Here is a 15,084-nt window from a genome sequence, read left to right as displayed (position 1 = left end):
CCGCCACAGCGGGCTGCGCGACGGCGGGTCCTCTTACTCTCGACGTGCGGTCGACTAGCCGCCCGACGTTCAGAGCCCGCAGAACGCAAGCGCCATCGCCGGGGCCGCGAGGGTGGCGAGGACAAACACCGACATCGCCACCTCCTGCGGTCGACGCGACCGGTTCTCCGCCTGCGTGAGTCGCACCACGCGGTCCACCACGGCGGCGCCTGCGGCAGCCAACGCCCCTTCGGGAACGCGGTGGCGGGTGCTCAACGCGACCAGGCTGGCGACCAGCGGCGCGCGGCCGTGTGTGCGGCTGGCGGCATCGTCAGCGCACATTTCGAGCAGGGGCGGCACCGCCTGGGCTGCGGTGCGCATCAGCGGCACCTTCGGCAGCGCCGCGGCGAGGGCGTTCAAGAGCGCAATGACGTGGTGGTGGTGTCCACGCAGGTGCGCGCGCTCATGGGCGAGCACTGCGGCCAGCCCGGCCGGGTTCAGCAGGTCCAGCGCTGCGGTGCTGACGACGATCGCGCTTCGCCGTCCGCCGGAGACGCAATACGCAACGGGCTGCTCCGCGCTGACGGCGACGACGCCGGAGTGGTCGGCCGGCCGGCCGATGATCCGCACCGCTTCGGCGTGCTCGCGGTTACGGCGGCGTGTTCTGGCCAGCGCCACGATCACGCGTCGCGCGGTCTCAACGGCCACCCCGGCGGTGAGCGCGAGGAGGCCGGCGACCAACATCGTCGCGAGTGCGGGTGGCAGCAATACAGCCCCGGTGATGCCGAGTGTTTCGACGCAGAAGGTCACCGCGGCGCCGGTGAGCAGGCTCGTCGCGGCGCTGACGATCAGAATGGCCAGGGCCGATACCCACGCGATCGATGCGGTGGCGACCGTCGCCAGCCAGGCGGCGACCGACAGCCGAGGATGCAACCCATTGATGCGGCGGCTGGTGAGCAGCGCAGGCGCCAGCCAACTCAGGACCACTGCATAGGCGATCAGGAACGTGACCGCGTTCATGTGGACTCGCCTTCCGCCGCGCGCTGAAGCACCTGCCGCAGCTTCGCGGATTCGTCGTCGGCCATCTGTTCGAGGAAGAAGTTGAGGATGAGCTCGCTGTCACCGCCGGATTCGAACACGGTCCGCATCAGCTTCGCGGAGTGCTCTTCACGGCTCATGATCGGCACGTACTGGTAGGCCAGGCCGACCTTCTCCCGTGACAGCCAGCCCTTGCGAAACAGGTTGTCCATCGTGGACATCACGGTGGTGTAGGCGATCTGCCGCCTGGCGGCCAGCTCGTCATGCACGCTGCGCACCGTGGACGGCTCCGACCTGGACCACAGCACGTCCATCACGACGGCTTCCAGGTCGCCGAATCCCCTGATTGCCACGTCTAACACCACCCGTACCGTTGTGCCGTCATGCCGTCCCGCCGCGGCTCATGGGCCCGGCCATGCCCAACCTACTTAGCGCGATAGTAGCTCTGTCACCCAACGGATGCGCCTTCCCGCCGCCGCTGACCGGAATCGGATTCCGTCGAGTTCGGATCCGCAGGACCGGTGCGAGCCTGGGTGCGGCGATGCCAAAGCCGGTAGCCGCGCCAGGCGATGAGTGCCAGGACGACGCCGAGAATCACGACCGGATCACCCGCGGTGGCCGACAGGCGACCCAGCCATGCCTGTAGGTCGTAGGTCGCGTCGACGGTCAGCACACCGCCGAGATTGGCTGTGCCGTCGGTGAAGATGAACACCGCGCCGATCGCGACCAGGATGAGCCCGGCGATAAGCGATGTGGTGTGCGTCTGTACCGGACCCACCCGGACCGGGCGGCCCCGCAGCGCGGTGCGGTTGGCCAGCCCGAAGCGGTCCCACAACCAGGCGAGCAGGAACAGCGGTGCGGCCATGCCCATGGCGTAAACCGCCATCAGCACCGAACCGTAGACCGGGTCGGCGCCCATCGCCGACATCGTGAGCACCGCCCCCAGTAGCGGACCAGCGCAGAAACCGGCCAGCGCGTAGACCGCTCCGAGCGCGAGGACCGACAGCGTGCTGGAGATCTTGATCCGGTCCGTCAACCGCTGTATGCCGGGTACTTGGAACCCCTTGCCTAGCAACGTCATCAGGCCGAAGCTGACCAGGACCAGGCCGCCGATCAGCGTGACTTCGCTGCGGTAGCGGGTGACGGCACTGCCCACGAACCCCAGACCGGCGCCCATCGGCATCAACACCAGACACAGCCCGATCCAGAAGACGAAGGTCCGGCGCATCAGCAGGTGCACCCGGTCGAACGCGTAGGCGAAGAACGACGGTAGGAGCAGCGCCGAACACGGGCTCAGCAGCGAAGCCAACCCGCCAAGGAACGCGCCGAGCAAACCGATGCCGCTCATCAGTTGTTCAACGCTTCGGTGATCTCGCGCACGAACTCGTCGGTGGGTTGTGCGCCGAGCAACGGGACGTCGTTGATCAGAAACGCCGGAGTGCTGGGGACGCCGATGCGGTTACCTTGCGCCAAGTCGGCGTTGATGGCGTCGTCGAAGTCGGTTCCGCGCATTCCGGCGACGAACCGGTCGATATCGGCGACGCCGGCCTGCTCGGCGAAGCCGATCAGCGCATCTTCGCTCAGGTCGGCTTTCGCTCGATCCGGTGATGCCGCGTACACCGCCTCGTTGAACTCCCAGAACTTCCCCTGTTCGGCGGCTGCCCGTCCGGCCCGAGCGGCCAGCTTCGACTCTTCGCCGAAGATCGGGAAGTCACGCCACTCAATGCGAAGGGTGCCGTCCTCGACGAAGCGCTCCACGAGTTCGGGTTGGGTGTCGCGGCTGAACTTGGCACAAAATGGGCAGCGATAGTCGGAGAACATCACCATTGCGACGGGGGCGTCCGGATCTCCGAGCGCGAACGGGTCGCCGTCCTGCCGGCGTTCCACCGGGGCGACGCCGGATTCGGTGGCGGGTTCGTCGGGGCTGGCTGCAATCGAGGTCGGCGCAGCCCCCGCGGCCGGACCAGCGACGTCGGTGTCGGCATCCATCACCAGATAAAGGATCAGCGCTACCGCGACGACGACGAGACCACCGAGAAATATGAGGTCCTTACCGACGTTGTCTCGCCGCGAACCGCTCACTGTCCACCTCCGTGCTAGCGTTCTACGTATCTACTGCGTAGGTACGTAGGAATTTGTAGCACACCTACCGCAGCAATGCGATCGGGAGAGGGAGGCCGCAAGTGGGGATCGGTCCGCACCAGAAGCGGTTGCAGTGGTCAGCGGGTGTGGCGCTCGTCATCACCCTCGTCGTTGCGATCGGTTGGCTGCAGATTCGTTCGGGTTCCGGAGAAGCCAACACCGTTGCCATGTCGACACCGCCGCCGGCGGTGCCCGCGTCCGTCACGATCGCGCCCCCGCCGCAGGCGACCGGGATCAATCCCCTGAGCGACGTACGGGTCAGCGCCAGCACCGGAACCCTCACCGGCGTCACGCTTGTCGATGACACCGGCGAGGCGGTGCCGGCTTCGACGGACTCGGATAGCCGCACCTGGACCGCCGGTGCAGCGCTCGAGTACGGCCGCACCTACACCGTGACCGTGTCGAGTTCCGGCCCTACCGGAATACCCGCCACCCAAACCTCGACGTTCACGACGCTGACACCGCAGGAGCAGACGCGGGTCACCTTCACCACCACCTCGGGAGCCGCGTTGGCCGACGGCGGCACTTACGGTGTCGGCACCGTCGTCGTGGCGCGCTTCGACGAGTCGGTACCCGATCGCGCCGCCGCCGAGGAGCGCTTGTCGGTCACCACCGTGCCCGCTGTCGAGGGCTCTTGGTACTGGATGGACGACCGCCGTGCGCACTGGCGTCCGAAGGACTACTACCGCCCCGGCACCGAAATCACCGCACGCGCAAACATTTACGGCGCACATCTGGGCGACGGGCGCTACGGCGGGCAGTCCAGCCACGCCTCGTTCCGCATCGGGGATTCGCACGTGTCGATCGCCGACGATGCAACCAAGCAGATCAGCGTGTACGAGAACGGGGAACTGGTGCGCACGATTCCCACATCCATGGGCATGGGCGGCTCGGAAACCATTGGGGGAAAAACGATCTCCTTCTGGACGCAGCCCGGGGTGTACACCGTGATGGGTAAGGCCAACCCGGTCGTCATGGACTCTTCGACGTACGGGCTACCGGTCGACTCGGCCGAGGGCTACCGGACGACGGTCAACTACGCCGTCCGCCTCACCAGCAGCGGGATTTATGTCCATGAGCTGGAAAGCACCGTGTGGGCCCAGGGGAACACCAACGTGTCGCACGGATGCCTGAACGTCAACGCCGACCACGCCCGTTGGTTCTACGAATTCTCCCGTCCAGGCGACGTTTTCGAGGTACGCAACACTGAAGGGGACCCGTTGCCGATCTGGCAGAACGGGGATTGGAGCGTGTCGTGGGACGAATGGTTGGCTGGCAGTGCGCTGCGGAGCTGAAACGGGATCGAACGCAGGAAGGCCGCGCGATGCAAGTGACGAAGAGGCACGCCCAAGGGCTGCTGGCTGGGGTGGTCGCCGTCGTGGTGATCGCCGTGCCCACCGACATCATCGACACGCCGTTGTTCAGTCGAGACGTGCCCGTGCGGTGGTGGGAATATCCGGTGCTGATCGCGACCGGTGTGCTGACGGCGGCGTGGGTCGCGATCGGAGGTGCGCGGCGCAACACCGGGTCGATGGCCTCTGGGCTCGCGTTGGTGACGTTCGCCGTGGGATGCCCGGTCTGCAACAAACTCGTCTTGCTCGCGGTCGGCGCGTCCGGCGCGCTCAGCCTCTGGGCGCCCCTGCAACCGGTGCTGGCCGGGTTCTCGTTGGCGTTGCTGACGGTCCTGGTCGTGCTGCGGTGGCGACGCCGGCCCTGCGTGTCCGGAGTCGTATGCTCCGGAACCCCTATGCAACAAGGAGTTCCGGAGCCTGACGGTGTCAGCTCGCGAGCAATGCGTCGATCTGGTTGATCGCCTGCCTCGAGCCTTCTTCGACGCCCATCTCGAGCACCTTCTGCAGCCCTTCGGCCGACGCGTACGTGCTGACGTAGGTGACCCTGGTGGCCCCGTTGTCGATCGGCTCGAACGTGTAGACGCTGTGCGCGACGGGCATATCGCCCGCCGGCTTGAGGTCATCGTCGGCGAAGCCGTCTTCGAAACTGAAGCTGCGTGGCTCGTCGACGGCGGTGACCTTCCAGTAACCACCGAACTTCTCGCCTTCGGGGCCGGTCATGTAGTAGGTGACCGTGCCACCCGGTGTGAGTGCATGCTCTACCACGGTCGCCGGATAGCCCGGCGGACCCCAGATCTTCTCGAGCTGGCGCGGGTCGGCGTAGATCTGCCAAATCCGCTCGACGGGCGCCGCGAACTCCGCGGTGATCGTCAGGGTGAGGTCGTCGATGTTCTTGCTGATGTCGGTGACAGGCATGGTTATTCCTCGTTGAGTAGGTCGTCGATGCGAGCGATGCGGCCACGCCAGACGTCTTCGAGCTCGGTGAGCATCGAGGCGACTGAACGCACCGCCTCCACCTCGCCGCTCGCCAATTGCTCTCGCCCTTGGCGACGCTTGGAGATCAGGCCTGCCTTCTCCAGCACGGCGACGTGCTTTTGCACTGCGGCGAAGCTCATGTCGTACTTCTCCGCGAGTGCGGTGACCGAATGTTCCCCGGCCAGTACCCGGCGCAGGATGTCGCGCCGAGTCCGGTCGGCCAGGGCGTGGAAGAACGCGTCCGCCCGTTCCTCGTCCTGACCGGTCACGTCCATAATATACAACCGCTCGGTTGTAGATTGTCAATCGGGGGTTCTCGTGACGGTGACCGACACCGGGCATTCCTGCGCCACGACTCGCCTGGTCCGGTCAGCCCGATGTGATCGATGGCGAGGTACTCGCTGGGCGTGAAGCAGTCGTGGATCTACACGTCCGTCATATGACTATGGTTCAGTTGACAGAGTCACTCTGTCAACTGTAGCTTGCGCGATATGCGGGTACGACTGCTGGATACCTGGACCTCGACGCTGCCGAGCGACGACGACCATCCCTATCGGACCGGTCCGTGGCGGCCCCAGGTGAACGAGTGGAGCGCCGACGACCTCGACGTCGTCGCAGGCGAGGTGCCCGCCGATCTGGACGGGATGTATCTGCGCAACACCGAAAATCCGTTGCACCCAGCCGCCACGGCCTACCACCCGTTCGACGGCGACGGCATGATCCACATCGTCGAGTTCGGCAACGGAAAAGCGCACTACCGCAACAGGTTCGTGCGCACCGACGGCCTGCTCGCCGAGAACGAGGCCGGTGCGGCGCTCTGGGCGGGGTTCATCGAGATGCCCTCGGCCGCCAGACGCGCCGACGGGTGGGGTGCTCGTACCCGCATGAAGGACGCGTCGAGCACCGACGTCGTCGTGCACCGCGGCGTGGCGCTGACCAGTTTCTACATGTGCGGTGACCTCTACCAGATCGATCCTCACACCGCCGACACCGTCGGCAAGGAGACCTGGCACGGCTCCTTTCCGGCGTGGGGCGTCTCGGCGCACCCCAAGGTCGATCCCGTCACCGGCGAACTGCTGTTCTTCAGCTACCGCAAGGAGGCGCCCTACCTGCGCTACGGGGTCGTCGACAAGGACGCCAACCTCGTGCACCACACCGACGTTGAACTGCCGGGCCCGCGGATGCCGCACGACATGGCGTTCACCGAGAACTACGTGATTCTCAACGACTTCCCGCTGTTCTGGGAGCCTTCGCTGCTCAAACGCGACATTCACGCACCGGTCTTTCACCCCGACCTGCCGTCGCGGTTCGCCGTGCTGCCCCGCCGCGGCGACCAATCGCAGGTGCGCTGGTTCGAGGCCGCGCCCACGTACGCGTTGCACTTCGTCAACGCGTTCGAAAACGGTGACGAAATCGTGCTCGACGGGTTCTTCCAGGACAACCCGACACCGTCGACGGAAGGCGCTCGGTCGTTGGAGGAGGCGGCCTTCCGCTACCTCGCGCTCGACGGCTTTCAGTCCCATCTGCACCGCTGGCGCTTCAACCTGACCACCGGGGCCACCTCCGAAGAGCGGATCAGTGACAACTTCACTGAGTTCGGCATGCTCAACGGCGATTTTCAGACCCGGCCGTACCGCTACGTCTATGCCGCGACCGGTAAGCCCGGGTGGTTCCTGTTCGACGGCCTGGTCAAGCACGACCTGCTCACCGGAACCGAGGAGCGGTTCATGTTCGGCGACGGGGTGTTCGGCAGCGAAACCGCGATGGCGCCGCGACCCGGCGGCGGCGCGGAGGACGACGGCTACCTTGTCACGCTCACCACCGACATGAACGACGACGCGTCCTACTGCCTGGTGTTCGATGCCGCCCGCGTCGGCAACGGACCGGTTTGCACCCTGCGGTTGCCTGAACGCATCTGCAGCGGAACGCATTCCACCTGGGTGGCCGGCGAGGAGTTACGCCGCTGGCCCCGGCGCCAGTGACAGCGTCCGGCGACCTGAACGCCGTCGCGCGGATGCTCGCCCTGCTGGGCGACGAGTGGACCCTGCTGATCGTGCGCGAATCTCTGCTAGGCGCACGGCGTTTCACTGACTTCGCGGCGCTGCCCATCTCCAACGCCGTGCTCACCAGCCGACTGCGCACGCTGGTCGACGACGGGCTGCTGGAACGGCGTATCTACCAGGCGCAGCCACCACGCGCCGACTACCACCCCACCGAACCCTGCCAGGCGCTGTGGCCGGTGCTGGTGTCGATATGGCATTGGGAACGCACCTGGGTGGACACCCAGACCTCGTCGCTGCCTGACATGCGCCACCAAGGATGTGGTCACGACTTCTCACCGGTGCTGCGCTGCGGGAACTGCCGGCGGCCGGCCGGGCCGGACGTCATCGATGGCCGGTGGGGGCCCGACGGCGGTTGGCAGCGCTCTGTTCCACAGGCAGCGACGCGCCGCCGCATCCGCGGTGACGCAGCGGCCGAAGCCGGCCTCTTCCCGCACACCATGGCGATCTTCGGGAACCGGTGGGCATCGGCCGTCGTCGGGGCGGCCTTTCTCGGAACGCGCCGGTTCAGCGACTTCCAGAGCCGACTGTCGGCACCAGCGGCAGTGGTGGCCGACCGGTTGCGGGTGTTCTGCGACATCGGCGTCCTGCAGGCGACCGCCCACCCCCAGCGCGCCGACTGGTCCGAATACCACCTCACAGCCAAAGGGTTGGCGTTCTTTCCCGTCGTCGCCACCGCAATCCACTGGGGTGAGCGCTATCTCGGCTCTCCGGATACCCCGGCGTTGATCCTCGGCCACACCGAGTGCGCGCAGCCGTTCATTCCGGAGTTGGCCTGCGATCAGTGCGGGCAGGCCCTGGCCGGCAGCGCCGTCGAGGTGGTCGCTAGCCGGTGAAGCTTTCGCCCTTTGTCGATTGGTCATGGCTGGTGTAGGTCAGTGGGATCTGCCGATTCTTGGCGATTTTGTTCAGCATCGCGATCCGCTCGCGCGCGGCCGCGCCGGTCCTCTTTCTGTGCTCGCGAATGGGGTTGGACCACGGCAGCTTGTCGGCCACCATCGCGATGCGGACGTTGAGTTTGGCGATCTCCTTGAAGATCCGGATACGGCTCTCGTAGTTGTAGCCCAGCGGCTCGAAGAAGCTGCCGGCCACCATCGCCTCGATCTGCTGATACCCGAACACTGCGCCCGCCGGAACCAGCGCGAGGGTTGCGGTGAGTTGGTTGGCGTGCCGAGCCACCAACTTCTTGACGACGCCGGGAAGGGCGTCGGTCAGGGTCGTCAGGTGCGCGGGACCCGCGATCGCGTCGACGAGTTCGGCGCGCCACGGCGACGGGTTGCCGCCCCTGGCCAGCACGTAGTTCAACGACTTGATCAGCTCCAGACCGGTCGGGGAGTAGAGCCGCTCCGGCGCGCCCCACAACCGTCCCGAGTACGACGAGTACTCGGCAAGGTCCTCGAGTTCCTGGTGGGTCAACTTGCGTCCGAACGCGTGGTCGACGAGCCGGCCGAGCAGCATCCCGCTGCCGAAGCCGAGCAGTGACGTCACCGGAATTGGCTCGCCGAACTTGAGATAGACGTCGTCACCCCATTTCCGGCGCAACCCACGGCTGGCCAGCCCGTGCATCAACCGCACCCGAATCACATCCTGGAAGGCGTCCGAGTGCCGGTCGAAGATGTCGGGCAGGGTGAACTCCGCGAACACCCGTGCGGTTTCGATGAAGCGCCGCGGACCGTCGTCGGCGAAGCGACCGGTGGCTCCGGTGGATGCGGAGATGTCTCCGGTCATCGCCGTCTCGTAGAACGCCCACCCCTGGATGATCATGGTGGCCGTCTTGGTGGCCGACATCGCCAGCATGCGGCCGCGTTCGGCGGCCTCGAGGTCGAACTGGCTCGGCAGCTGCTCGAGGTGTTCGAAGAATTCGACGAACTCCCGGGGCGGATCCTCGAGCGAGTCGATGCCCTGAGTCAGCGCCTGTTCGTAGAGTGCGCGGCCCTTCTCGTAGCCGAGGCGCTCGAACGCGTCGACCACCCCGACGATGTACTCGTCGCCCTGCCAAAAGTAGTCGTCGCGCAGCCGCGTGAGTTCGTTGGGTTCGACCTCTTTGTCGATGTCGATCCACTGGCCGAACATGAACTCGCGCATCTGACGCCACTGCGCGGCGAAATGGTCACGGCCCGGCGGGATCGGCCGCAACGGCCGGTCCGGATGATCCCGCCGGTTGAATTCGACGTCGTCCAGCTGGATTTTCGGACGCTCCCCAGTCACCGTCATGCAGCTAAACCCACCCTCCGGAAAACAGGACACTGATCCGGACGCTATCTCACGAGCCAGCTGATGTGAATGGCGGTTCCGCACTCTCCCCGCCCAGGGCGGCGCGGGCAGCGCGGAATTGTCGGTGCCAGCGTCTACGATTCCTGCGGCCCCTGTCCGAAGCAAGATATAAGGACCAGCAGTGAGTTACACCGCCGCCGACATCACCGAGCTCGATGATGTCCAGCACACCCGTCTGCGGCCGGCGGTGAACCTGGGGCTCGACGTGCTCAACACCGCGTTGCGTGAGCTCATCGACAACGCCATCGAAGAGGTCGCCGAGCCCGGCCACGGTGGCTCCACCGTGACGATCACCCTGCACGCCGACGGATCCGTCAGCGTCACCGACGACGGTCGCGGTCTGCCGGTCGACACCGATGCGACGACGAAGAAGAACGGCATCGTAAAGACGCTGGGCACCGCGCGGGCCGGCGGGAAATTCTCCGAGCACACCGACGCGACCAGCACCGGCGCCGGTCTCAACGGCATCGGCGCCGCGGCGGCGGTATTCATTTCGGCCCGCACCGACGTCACGGTGCACCGCGCCGGCAAGACCTATCTGCAGAGCTTCGGCCGCGGCTATCCCGGGACGTTCGAGGGCGCCGGGAGCCGCGGGTTCGACCCCGACGCGCCGTTCACCCGCAACGACACCCAGAAGCTGCGCGGCACCGGCAACCGCAAGCCCGATCTGCACGGCACCACGGTGCGGATCCTGTTCGACCCGGCCGTCGTCGCCGATTCCACCATCGACATCGGCGAGGTACTGCTGCGCGCGCACGCCGCGGCCCGGATGTCGCCGGGTGTGCACCTGGTCGTCACCGACGAGGGCTGGCCCGGGGACGAAGTTCCGCCGGCGCTGCTCGAACCGTTCGACGGCCCGTGGGGCACCGACACCCTGCTGGACCTGATGTGCACGGCGGCCGGGGCGCCCGCGCCGGAGGTGCGCGCGGTGGTGGAGGGCCACGGCGAGTACACCACCGGTCGCGGCCCGACGCCGTTTCGTTGGTCGTTGACCGCGGGCCCGGCCGAACCGGCGACGGTGGCCGCCTTCTGCAACACGGTGCGCACCCCCGGCGGCGGATCGCACCTGACGGCTACCGTCAAGGGCCTTTCTGAGGCGCTCGCCGACCGGGCGTCGCGGATGCGAGATCTGGGCCTGGCCAAGGGTGAGGACGGCCCGGAGCCACAGGATTTCGCGGCGGTCACCGCCCTTGCCGTGGATACCCGCGCGCCGGATGTCGGCTGGGACTCGCAGGCCAAGACCGCGGTCTCGTCGCGGTCGCTGAACGTCGCGATGGCCCCGGATGTCGCGCGCAGCGTCACCGTCTGGGCTGCCAACCCCGCCAACAGCGACACCGTGACCTTGTGGACCAAGCTGGCCCTGGAGGCCGCCCGGGCGCGACGCAGCGCAGAAGGGGCCAAAGCGCGGTCCCGCGCCGCCTCGAAGGCCAAGGGGCTGGGCACAAACCTGTCGCTGCCGCCCAAACTGCTCCCCAGCCGCGAGACCGGGCGAGGATCGGGCGCGGAGTTGTTCCTGTGTGAGGGTGATTCGGCGCTGGGCACCATCAAGGCCGCGCGCGACGCCACCTTCCAGGCCGCGTTCCCACTGAAAGGCAAGCCGCCCAACGTCTACGGGTTTGCGCTGTCCAAGGCGCGGGGCAAAGACGAGTTCGACGCGATCGAACGCATTCTGGGCTGCGGCGTACGTGACAGCTGCGACCCCGAATTGTGCCGCTACGACCGGATCCTGTTCGCCTCCGACGCCGACCCCGACGGCGGCAACATCAACTCCAGCCTGATCTCGATGTTCCTCGACTTCTACCGACCGCTGGTCGAGGCCGGCATGGTGTACGTGACGCTGCCGCCGCTGTTCGTCGTCAAGGACGGCCAGCAGCGGATCTACTGCCAGGACGAATCCGAGCGCGACGCCGCGGTGGCCAAGCTCAAGGAGACGTCGAGGCGCAAGGTGGAGGTGCAGCGCAATAAGGGTCTCGGCGAGATGGACGCCGATGACTTCTGGAACACCGTGCTGGATCCTCAGCGGCGCACGGTAATTCGCGTCCACCCCGACGACGGTGAAAACAAGTTGCACCACACGTTGTTCGGCGGGCCGCCCGAGGGTCGGCGCACGTGGATGGCCGAGATCGCCGCCCGCGTCGACACCAATTCCCTCGACCTCGATTAAGACATAGGCAGACACTGTGACCGCCACCCTGGAAATCCCCGAACAGAATCCGGACCTCGTCCGCGACCAGAGCGCCGACGATTACTGGAACCTCTACCAGCTGACCTTCGCGCTCTACAGCGTCAGTGACCGCGCGATCCCGTCGGCCTACGACGGTCTGAAGCCGGGTCAGCGCCGGCTGCTCTACCAGATGCACGAGTCCAAACTGCAGCCCGGCAACAAGCCGCAGAAGTCGTCGAAGATCTGCTCCGCGGTCACCGGCAACCTGCACCCGCACGGCGGCACCTCGATGTACGGCGCGGCGGCGCTGATGGCCGCCGACTTCCAGCGCGTGAAAGTCATTGACGGACAGGGCGCTTTCCCCCGTATCCAGGGCGATATCCCGGCCGCCGACCGCTACACCGAGATGCGGTTATCCGCAGCCGGTGCCGCGTTGACCGCCGAGCTCGACAGCCACGCCGTGCCGATGACGTCGACCTTCGACGGTGAATGGATCGAGCCCACCGTGCTGCCGGCCCAGTGGCCGGTGCTGCTGTGCAATGGCGCTGTCGGCATCGCCGAGGGGTGGGCCACCAAGGTGCCTGCCCACAACCCTCGCGAGATCATGGCTGCCTGCCGCGCGCTGCTGAAGACCCCGAATATGACCGACGACCGTCTGGTGAAGCTGATTCCCGGACCGGACTGGGGTTCCGGCGCCAGCGTGGTCGGCACGGCAGGTCTGCGGGAATACATCACCACCGGCCGGGGCCACTTCACCGTGCGCGGGACGGTGAGCGTCGAGGGCAAGAACTGCATCATCACCGAGCTGCCGCCCGGTATCGCGAGTAACACTGTGCAGGAACGCATCCGGGCCCTGGTGGACTCCGGCGAGCTGTCCGGCGTCGCCGACATGTCGGATTTGACCGACCGCCGCAACGGGCTGCGAATCGTCGTCACCGCCAAACGCGGCCACGACGCCGAGAAGATCCGCGAGCAGCTGCTGGCCCTCACCCCGCTGGAGTCGACGTTCGCCGCCAGCCTCGTCGCGCTCGACGAGAACCGGGTCCCGCGGTGGTGGTCGGTGCGCGAGTTGATCGCCGCGTTCCTGTCGCTGCGCGATTCGGTGGTGCTGCACCGCAGCGAGTACCGGCTGGAAAAGGTGACCGCGCGACGCCATCTGGTGGCCGGCTTGATGACCATCCACCTGGATATTGATGCTGCCGTCGCGGTGATTCGGAGCTCCGAAACCGTCGACGAAGCGCGTCAGGGACTACAGGACCGGTTCACGATCGACGCCGTGCAGGCCGATTACGTGCTGGCGCTGCAGCTGCGCCGGCTGACCAAGCTCGACGTCATCGAACTGCGGGCCGAGGCTGAGCGGCTCGACCAGGAGTTCGTCGATCTCACTGAGCTGGTGTCGAATCCGGATGCCCGGCGGAAGGTCATCGATAAGGAATTGGTCGAGACCGCGAAGCTGTTCAAGGGCCCGGAGTTCGACCGGCGCACCGTGTTGGACTTCGAGGCCGCCCCGGTCACCGCCAACGGCGGCGGCGACGACGGGCCCCGTGAGCGCAAGGTCAACACGGCCTGGCGGCTCGACGAGCGAGGGGTGTTCTCCGACAGCCACGGTGAGTTGCTCACCTCCGGGCTGGGCTGGGCGGTGTGGACCGACGGCCGGGTGAAGTTCACCACCGGTGCAGGCCTGCCGTACAAGATCCGCGACATCCCGGTGGCGCCGGACATCACGACGCTGCTGCGCTCAGGCGTGCTGCCCGCAGATTTCCATCTGGCGCTGGTGACCCGGCGCGGCAAGATCCTGCGCATCGACCCGGCCGCGGTGAACCCGCAGGGCGTGGCCGGCAACGGCGTGGCGGGCGTGAAGCTGGCCGGTGACGGCGACGAGGTGATTGCCGCGCTGCCCCTGTCGTGCGGCAACGACGAGGCCATCCTGTCGGTATCCGAAAAAGGCTGGAAGGTAACGGAAGTGCCGGACATTCCGGTCAAGGGCCGCGGCGGCGCCGGGGTCGGATTCCACCCGTTCGTGCGTGGCGAGAACGCGCTGCGTTCGGCGACGGTCTCACCGAACGGTTTTATGCGGGGCAAGCGGCGGGTGCCTGCCGAGAAGCGCGCGAAGGCCTCGATCAAGGGCTCGGGTTCGAACGTGACCCCGGTGGAGTAGCTGGCGGTGCCGAATGTGAGCTTGTGCGCGACGTTTTCGAAGATTTGTGGATATAAGCTCACGTTGGACCGCGGTTGAGCCGCACTCGAGTTCTGCAACAAAACGACTACAAACCGGAATCGCCGACGCTCATCACGCTGTTCACGGCTGCCACTTTGGTAACTTCACGCCGTGCAGGTATCCCGCCGTGACGCGCTGCGCTATGCCGCTGCGGCGTCCGCACTGGTCGGTCTCGGTGCCGCCGCGGGTACGCACGCGCCTGCGGCTAGGGCCGCCGCTCCGACGTTGATCGACTTCGCCATGCGCCAGATTCCGGCGGAAGCCATCAAAGCCGCGGGCCACGCCGGGGTGATCAACTACGTATCGACGTCACGGCCCGGCTCCAACTTCGGTGCCAAGCCGATCACGCTGCCCTACGCCAAGTCGCTTTCCGCGGCCGGTCTGGTGATCGTCAGCAACTACCAATACGGCAAGCCCGGCGGGACGGCGCCGTCGGACTTCACCCGCGGATACGCCGGTGGCGTCGCCGACGCGAAAACCGCTTGGCATCTGCACACCGCCGCCGGTGGCGGCCGCACCGCACCGATCTTTTTCAGCGTCGACGACGACATCGACCGCCAGGCCTGGAACGACCTGGCACTGCCCTGGTTCCGCGGCATCAACTCGGTCATCGGTGTGCTGCGCACCGGCATCTACGCCGGCATCCGGCCGTGTCAGTGGGCCGCCGCCGACGGCGTCATCGGCAAGTCAAAAACGCCGGGCCGCGTCTGGGCGTGGCAGACCCGGTCGTGGTCGAACGGACAGATCTTCCCCGGTGCGGTGCTCTACCAGCGCATCATCGACACCGCCTCGAACCCGGGACCGGTGGTCGGCGGCAGCCGCGTCGACGTCAACGATGTGCTGGCCCAGGACTGCGGCCAGTGGAACTTCCATCCCTGACCG

The 15,084-nt window shown here is 66.8% G+C and carries 14 protein-coding genes and 1 pseudogene; 7 read left to right on the top strand and 8 right to left on the bottom strand.

The genetic code is table 11. The annotated features are described in order from the left end of the window. Positions 1-69 precede the first annotated feature (69 nt). The 4 genes from ABQF13_RS04800 to ABQF13_RS04785 all read right to left on the bottom strand — a co-directional run bounded on the left by ABQF13_RS04800 (position 70) and on the right by ABQF13_RS04785 (position 3,099). Positions 70-999, bottom strand: a complete 930-nt coding sequence (locus tag ABQF13_RS04800; protein ID WP_448391590.1) for a M56 family metallopeptidase — start codon at positions 997-999, stop codon at positions 70-72. Next, positions 996-1,370, bottom strand: coding sequence for a BlaI/MecI/CopY family transcriptional regulator (locus tag ABQF13_RS04795; protein WP_448391589.1), 375 nt, complete (start codon positions 1,368-1,370; stop codon positions 996-998). The genes ABQF13_RS04800 and ABQF13_RS04795 overlap by 4 nt, the downstream gene beginning before the upstream one ends. 95 nt (positions 1,371-1,465) lie before the next feature. Beyond that, the gene (locus ABQF13_RS04790) at positions 1,466-2,365 is read right to left on the bottom strand and encodes a cytochrome c biogenesis CcdA family protein (protein WP_448391588.1); all 900 of its coding nucleotides are present in this window, start codon (positions 2,363-2,365) and stop codon (positions 1,466-1,468) included. After that, positions 2,365-3,099 carry a DsbA family protein gene (locus tag ABQF13_RS04785; protein WP_448391587.1) on the bottom strand — a complete coding sequence of 245 codons (735 nt, stop codon included), beginning with the start codon at positions 3,097-3,099 and terminating at the stop codon, positions 2,365-2,367. The genes ABQF13_RS04790 and ABQF13_RS04785 overlap by 1 nt, the downstream gene beginning before the upstream one ends. A gap of 107 nt (positions 3,100-3,206) precedes the next feature. On the opposite strand from ABQF13_RS04785, the gene ABQF13_RS04780 reads away from it, so the two are divergent. Both ABQF13_RS04780 and ABQF13_RS04775 read left to right on the top strand, forming a co-directional pair. Continuing rightward, positions 3,207-4,454, top strand: a complete 1,248-nt coding sequence (locus tag ABQF13_RS04780) for a L,D-transpeptidase (RefSeq protein ID WP_448392007.1) — start codon at positions 3,207-3,209, stop codon at positions 4,452-4,454. Between the two features lie 29 nt (positions 4,455-4,483). Next, entirely contained in the window at positions 4,484-4,969 is a 486-nt protein-coding gene (locus ABQF13_RS04775; protein ID WP_448391586.1) for a hypothetical protein, read from the top strand. On the opposite strand, the gene ABQF13_RS04770 is transcribed toward ABQF13_RS04775, so the two are convergent. The 3 genes and pseudogenes from ABQF13_RS04770 to ABQF13_RS04760 all read right to left on the bottom strand — a co-directional run. Beyond that, complete coding sequence (locus ABQF13_RS04770) at positions 4,938-5,426, bottom strand: SRPBCC family protein (protein ID WP_448391585.1); 489 nt, start codon at positions 5,424-5,426, stop codon at positions 4,938-4,940. The two genes, ABQF13_RS04775 and ABQF13_RS04770, sit on opposite strands and share 32 nt — an antisense overlap. Positions 5,427-5,428: 2 nt before the next feature. Next, the gene (locus tag ABQF13_RS04765) at positions 5,429-5,761 is read right to left on the bottom strand and encodes an ArsR/SmtB family transcription factor (protein WP_448391584.1); all 333 of its coding nucleotides are present in this window, start codon (positions 5,759-5,761) and stop codon (positions 5,429-5,431) included. A 71-nt stretch (positions 5,762-5,832) separates the two neighbouring features. Then, a pseudogene (locus ABQF13_RS04760) lies at positions 5,833-5,910 on the bottom strand (hypothetical protein); the annotation flags it as partial. 67 nt (positions 5,911-5,977) lie between these two features. Between ABQF13_RS04760 and ABQF13_RS04755 the strand changes: the two are divergent. Together ABQF13_RS04755 and ABQF13_RS04750 are read left to right on the top strand one after the other, a co-directional pair. Further along, positions 5,978-7,468 (top strand): carotenoid oxygenase family protein, encoded by a 1,491-nt coding sequence (locus ABQF13_RS04755; RefSeq protein WP_448391583.1) that lies wholly within the window; start codon positions 5,978-5,980, stop codon positions 7,466-7,468. 32 nt (positions 7,469-7,500) lie between these two features. Beyond that, positions 7,501-8,382 carry a winged helix-turn-helix transcriptional regulator gene (locus tag ABQF13_RS04750; protein WP_448392006.1) on the top strand — a complete coding sequence of 294 codons (882 nt, stop codon included), beginning with the start codon at positions 7,501-7,503 and terminating at the stop codon, positions 8,380-8,382. On the opposite strand, the gene ABQF13_RS04745 is transcribed toward ABQF13_RS04750, so the two are convergent. After that, complete coding sequence (locus tag ABQF13_RS04745; protein ID WP_448391582.1) at positions 8,372-9,760, bottom strand: oxygenase MpaB family protein; 1,389 nt, start codon at positions 9,758-9,760, stop codon at positions 8,372-8,374. The genes ABQF13_RS04750 and ABQF13_RS04745 overlap by 11 nt on opposite strands. A 181-nt stretch (positions 9,761-9,941) precedes the next feature. Between ABQF13_RS04745 and ABQF13_RS04740 the strand changes: the two genes are divergently transcribed. The 3 genes from ABQF13_RS04740 (at position 9,942) to ABQF13_RS04730 (ending at position 15,081) form a co-directional block, all read left to right on the top strand. Then, on the top strand, positions 9,942-11,984 hold the full coding sequence (locus ABQF13_RS04740) for a toprim domain-containing protein (RefSeq protein ID WP_448391581.1): 2,043 nt from the start codon (positions 9,942-9,944) through the stop codon (positions 11,982-11,984). Between the two features lie 16 nt (positions 11,985-12,000). Next, entirely contained in the window at positions 12,001-14,142 is a 2,142-nt protein-coding gene (locus ABQF13_RS04735) for a DNA gyrase subunit A (protein WP_448391580.1), read from the top strand. A gap of 171 nt (positions 14,143-14,313) precedes the next feature. After that, the gene (locus tag ABQF13_RS04730) at positions 14,314-15,081 is read left to right on the top strand and encodes a DUF1906 domain-containing protein (RefSeq protein ID WP_448391579.1); all 768 of its coding nucleotides are present in this window, start codon (positions 14,314-14,316) and stop codon (positions 15,079-15,081) included. The last annotated feature ends 3 nt before the right edge of the window (positions 15,082-15,084 follow it).

The sequence above is a fragment of the Mycolicibacterium sp. XJ879 genome (assembly GCF_053483935.1).
This window is presented reverse-complemented; position numbering and strand designations above follow the sequence as displayed.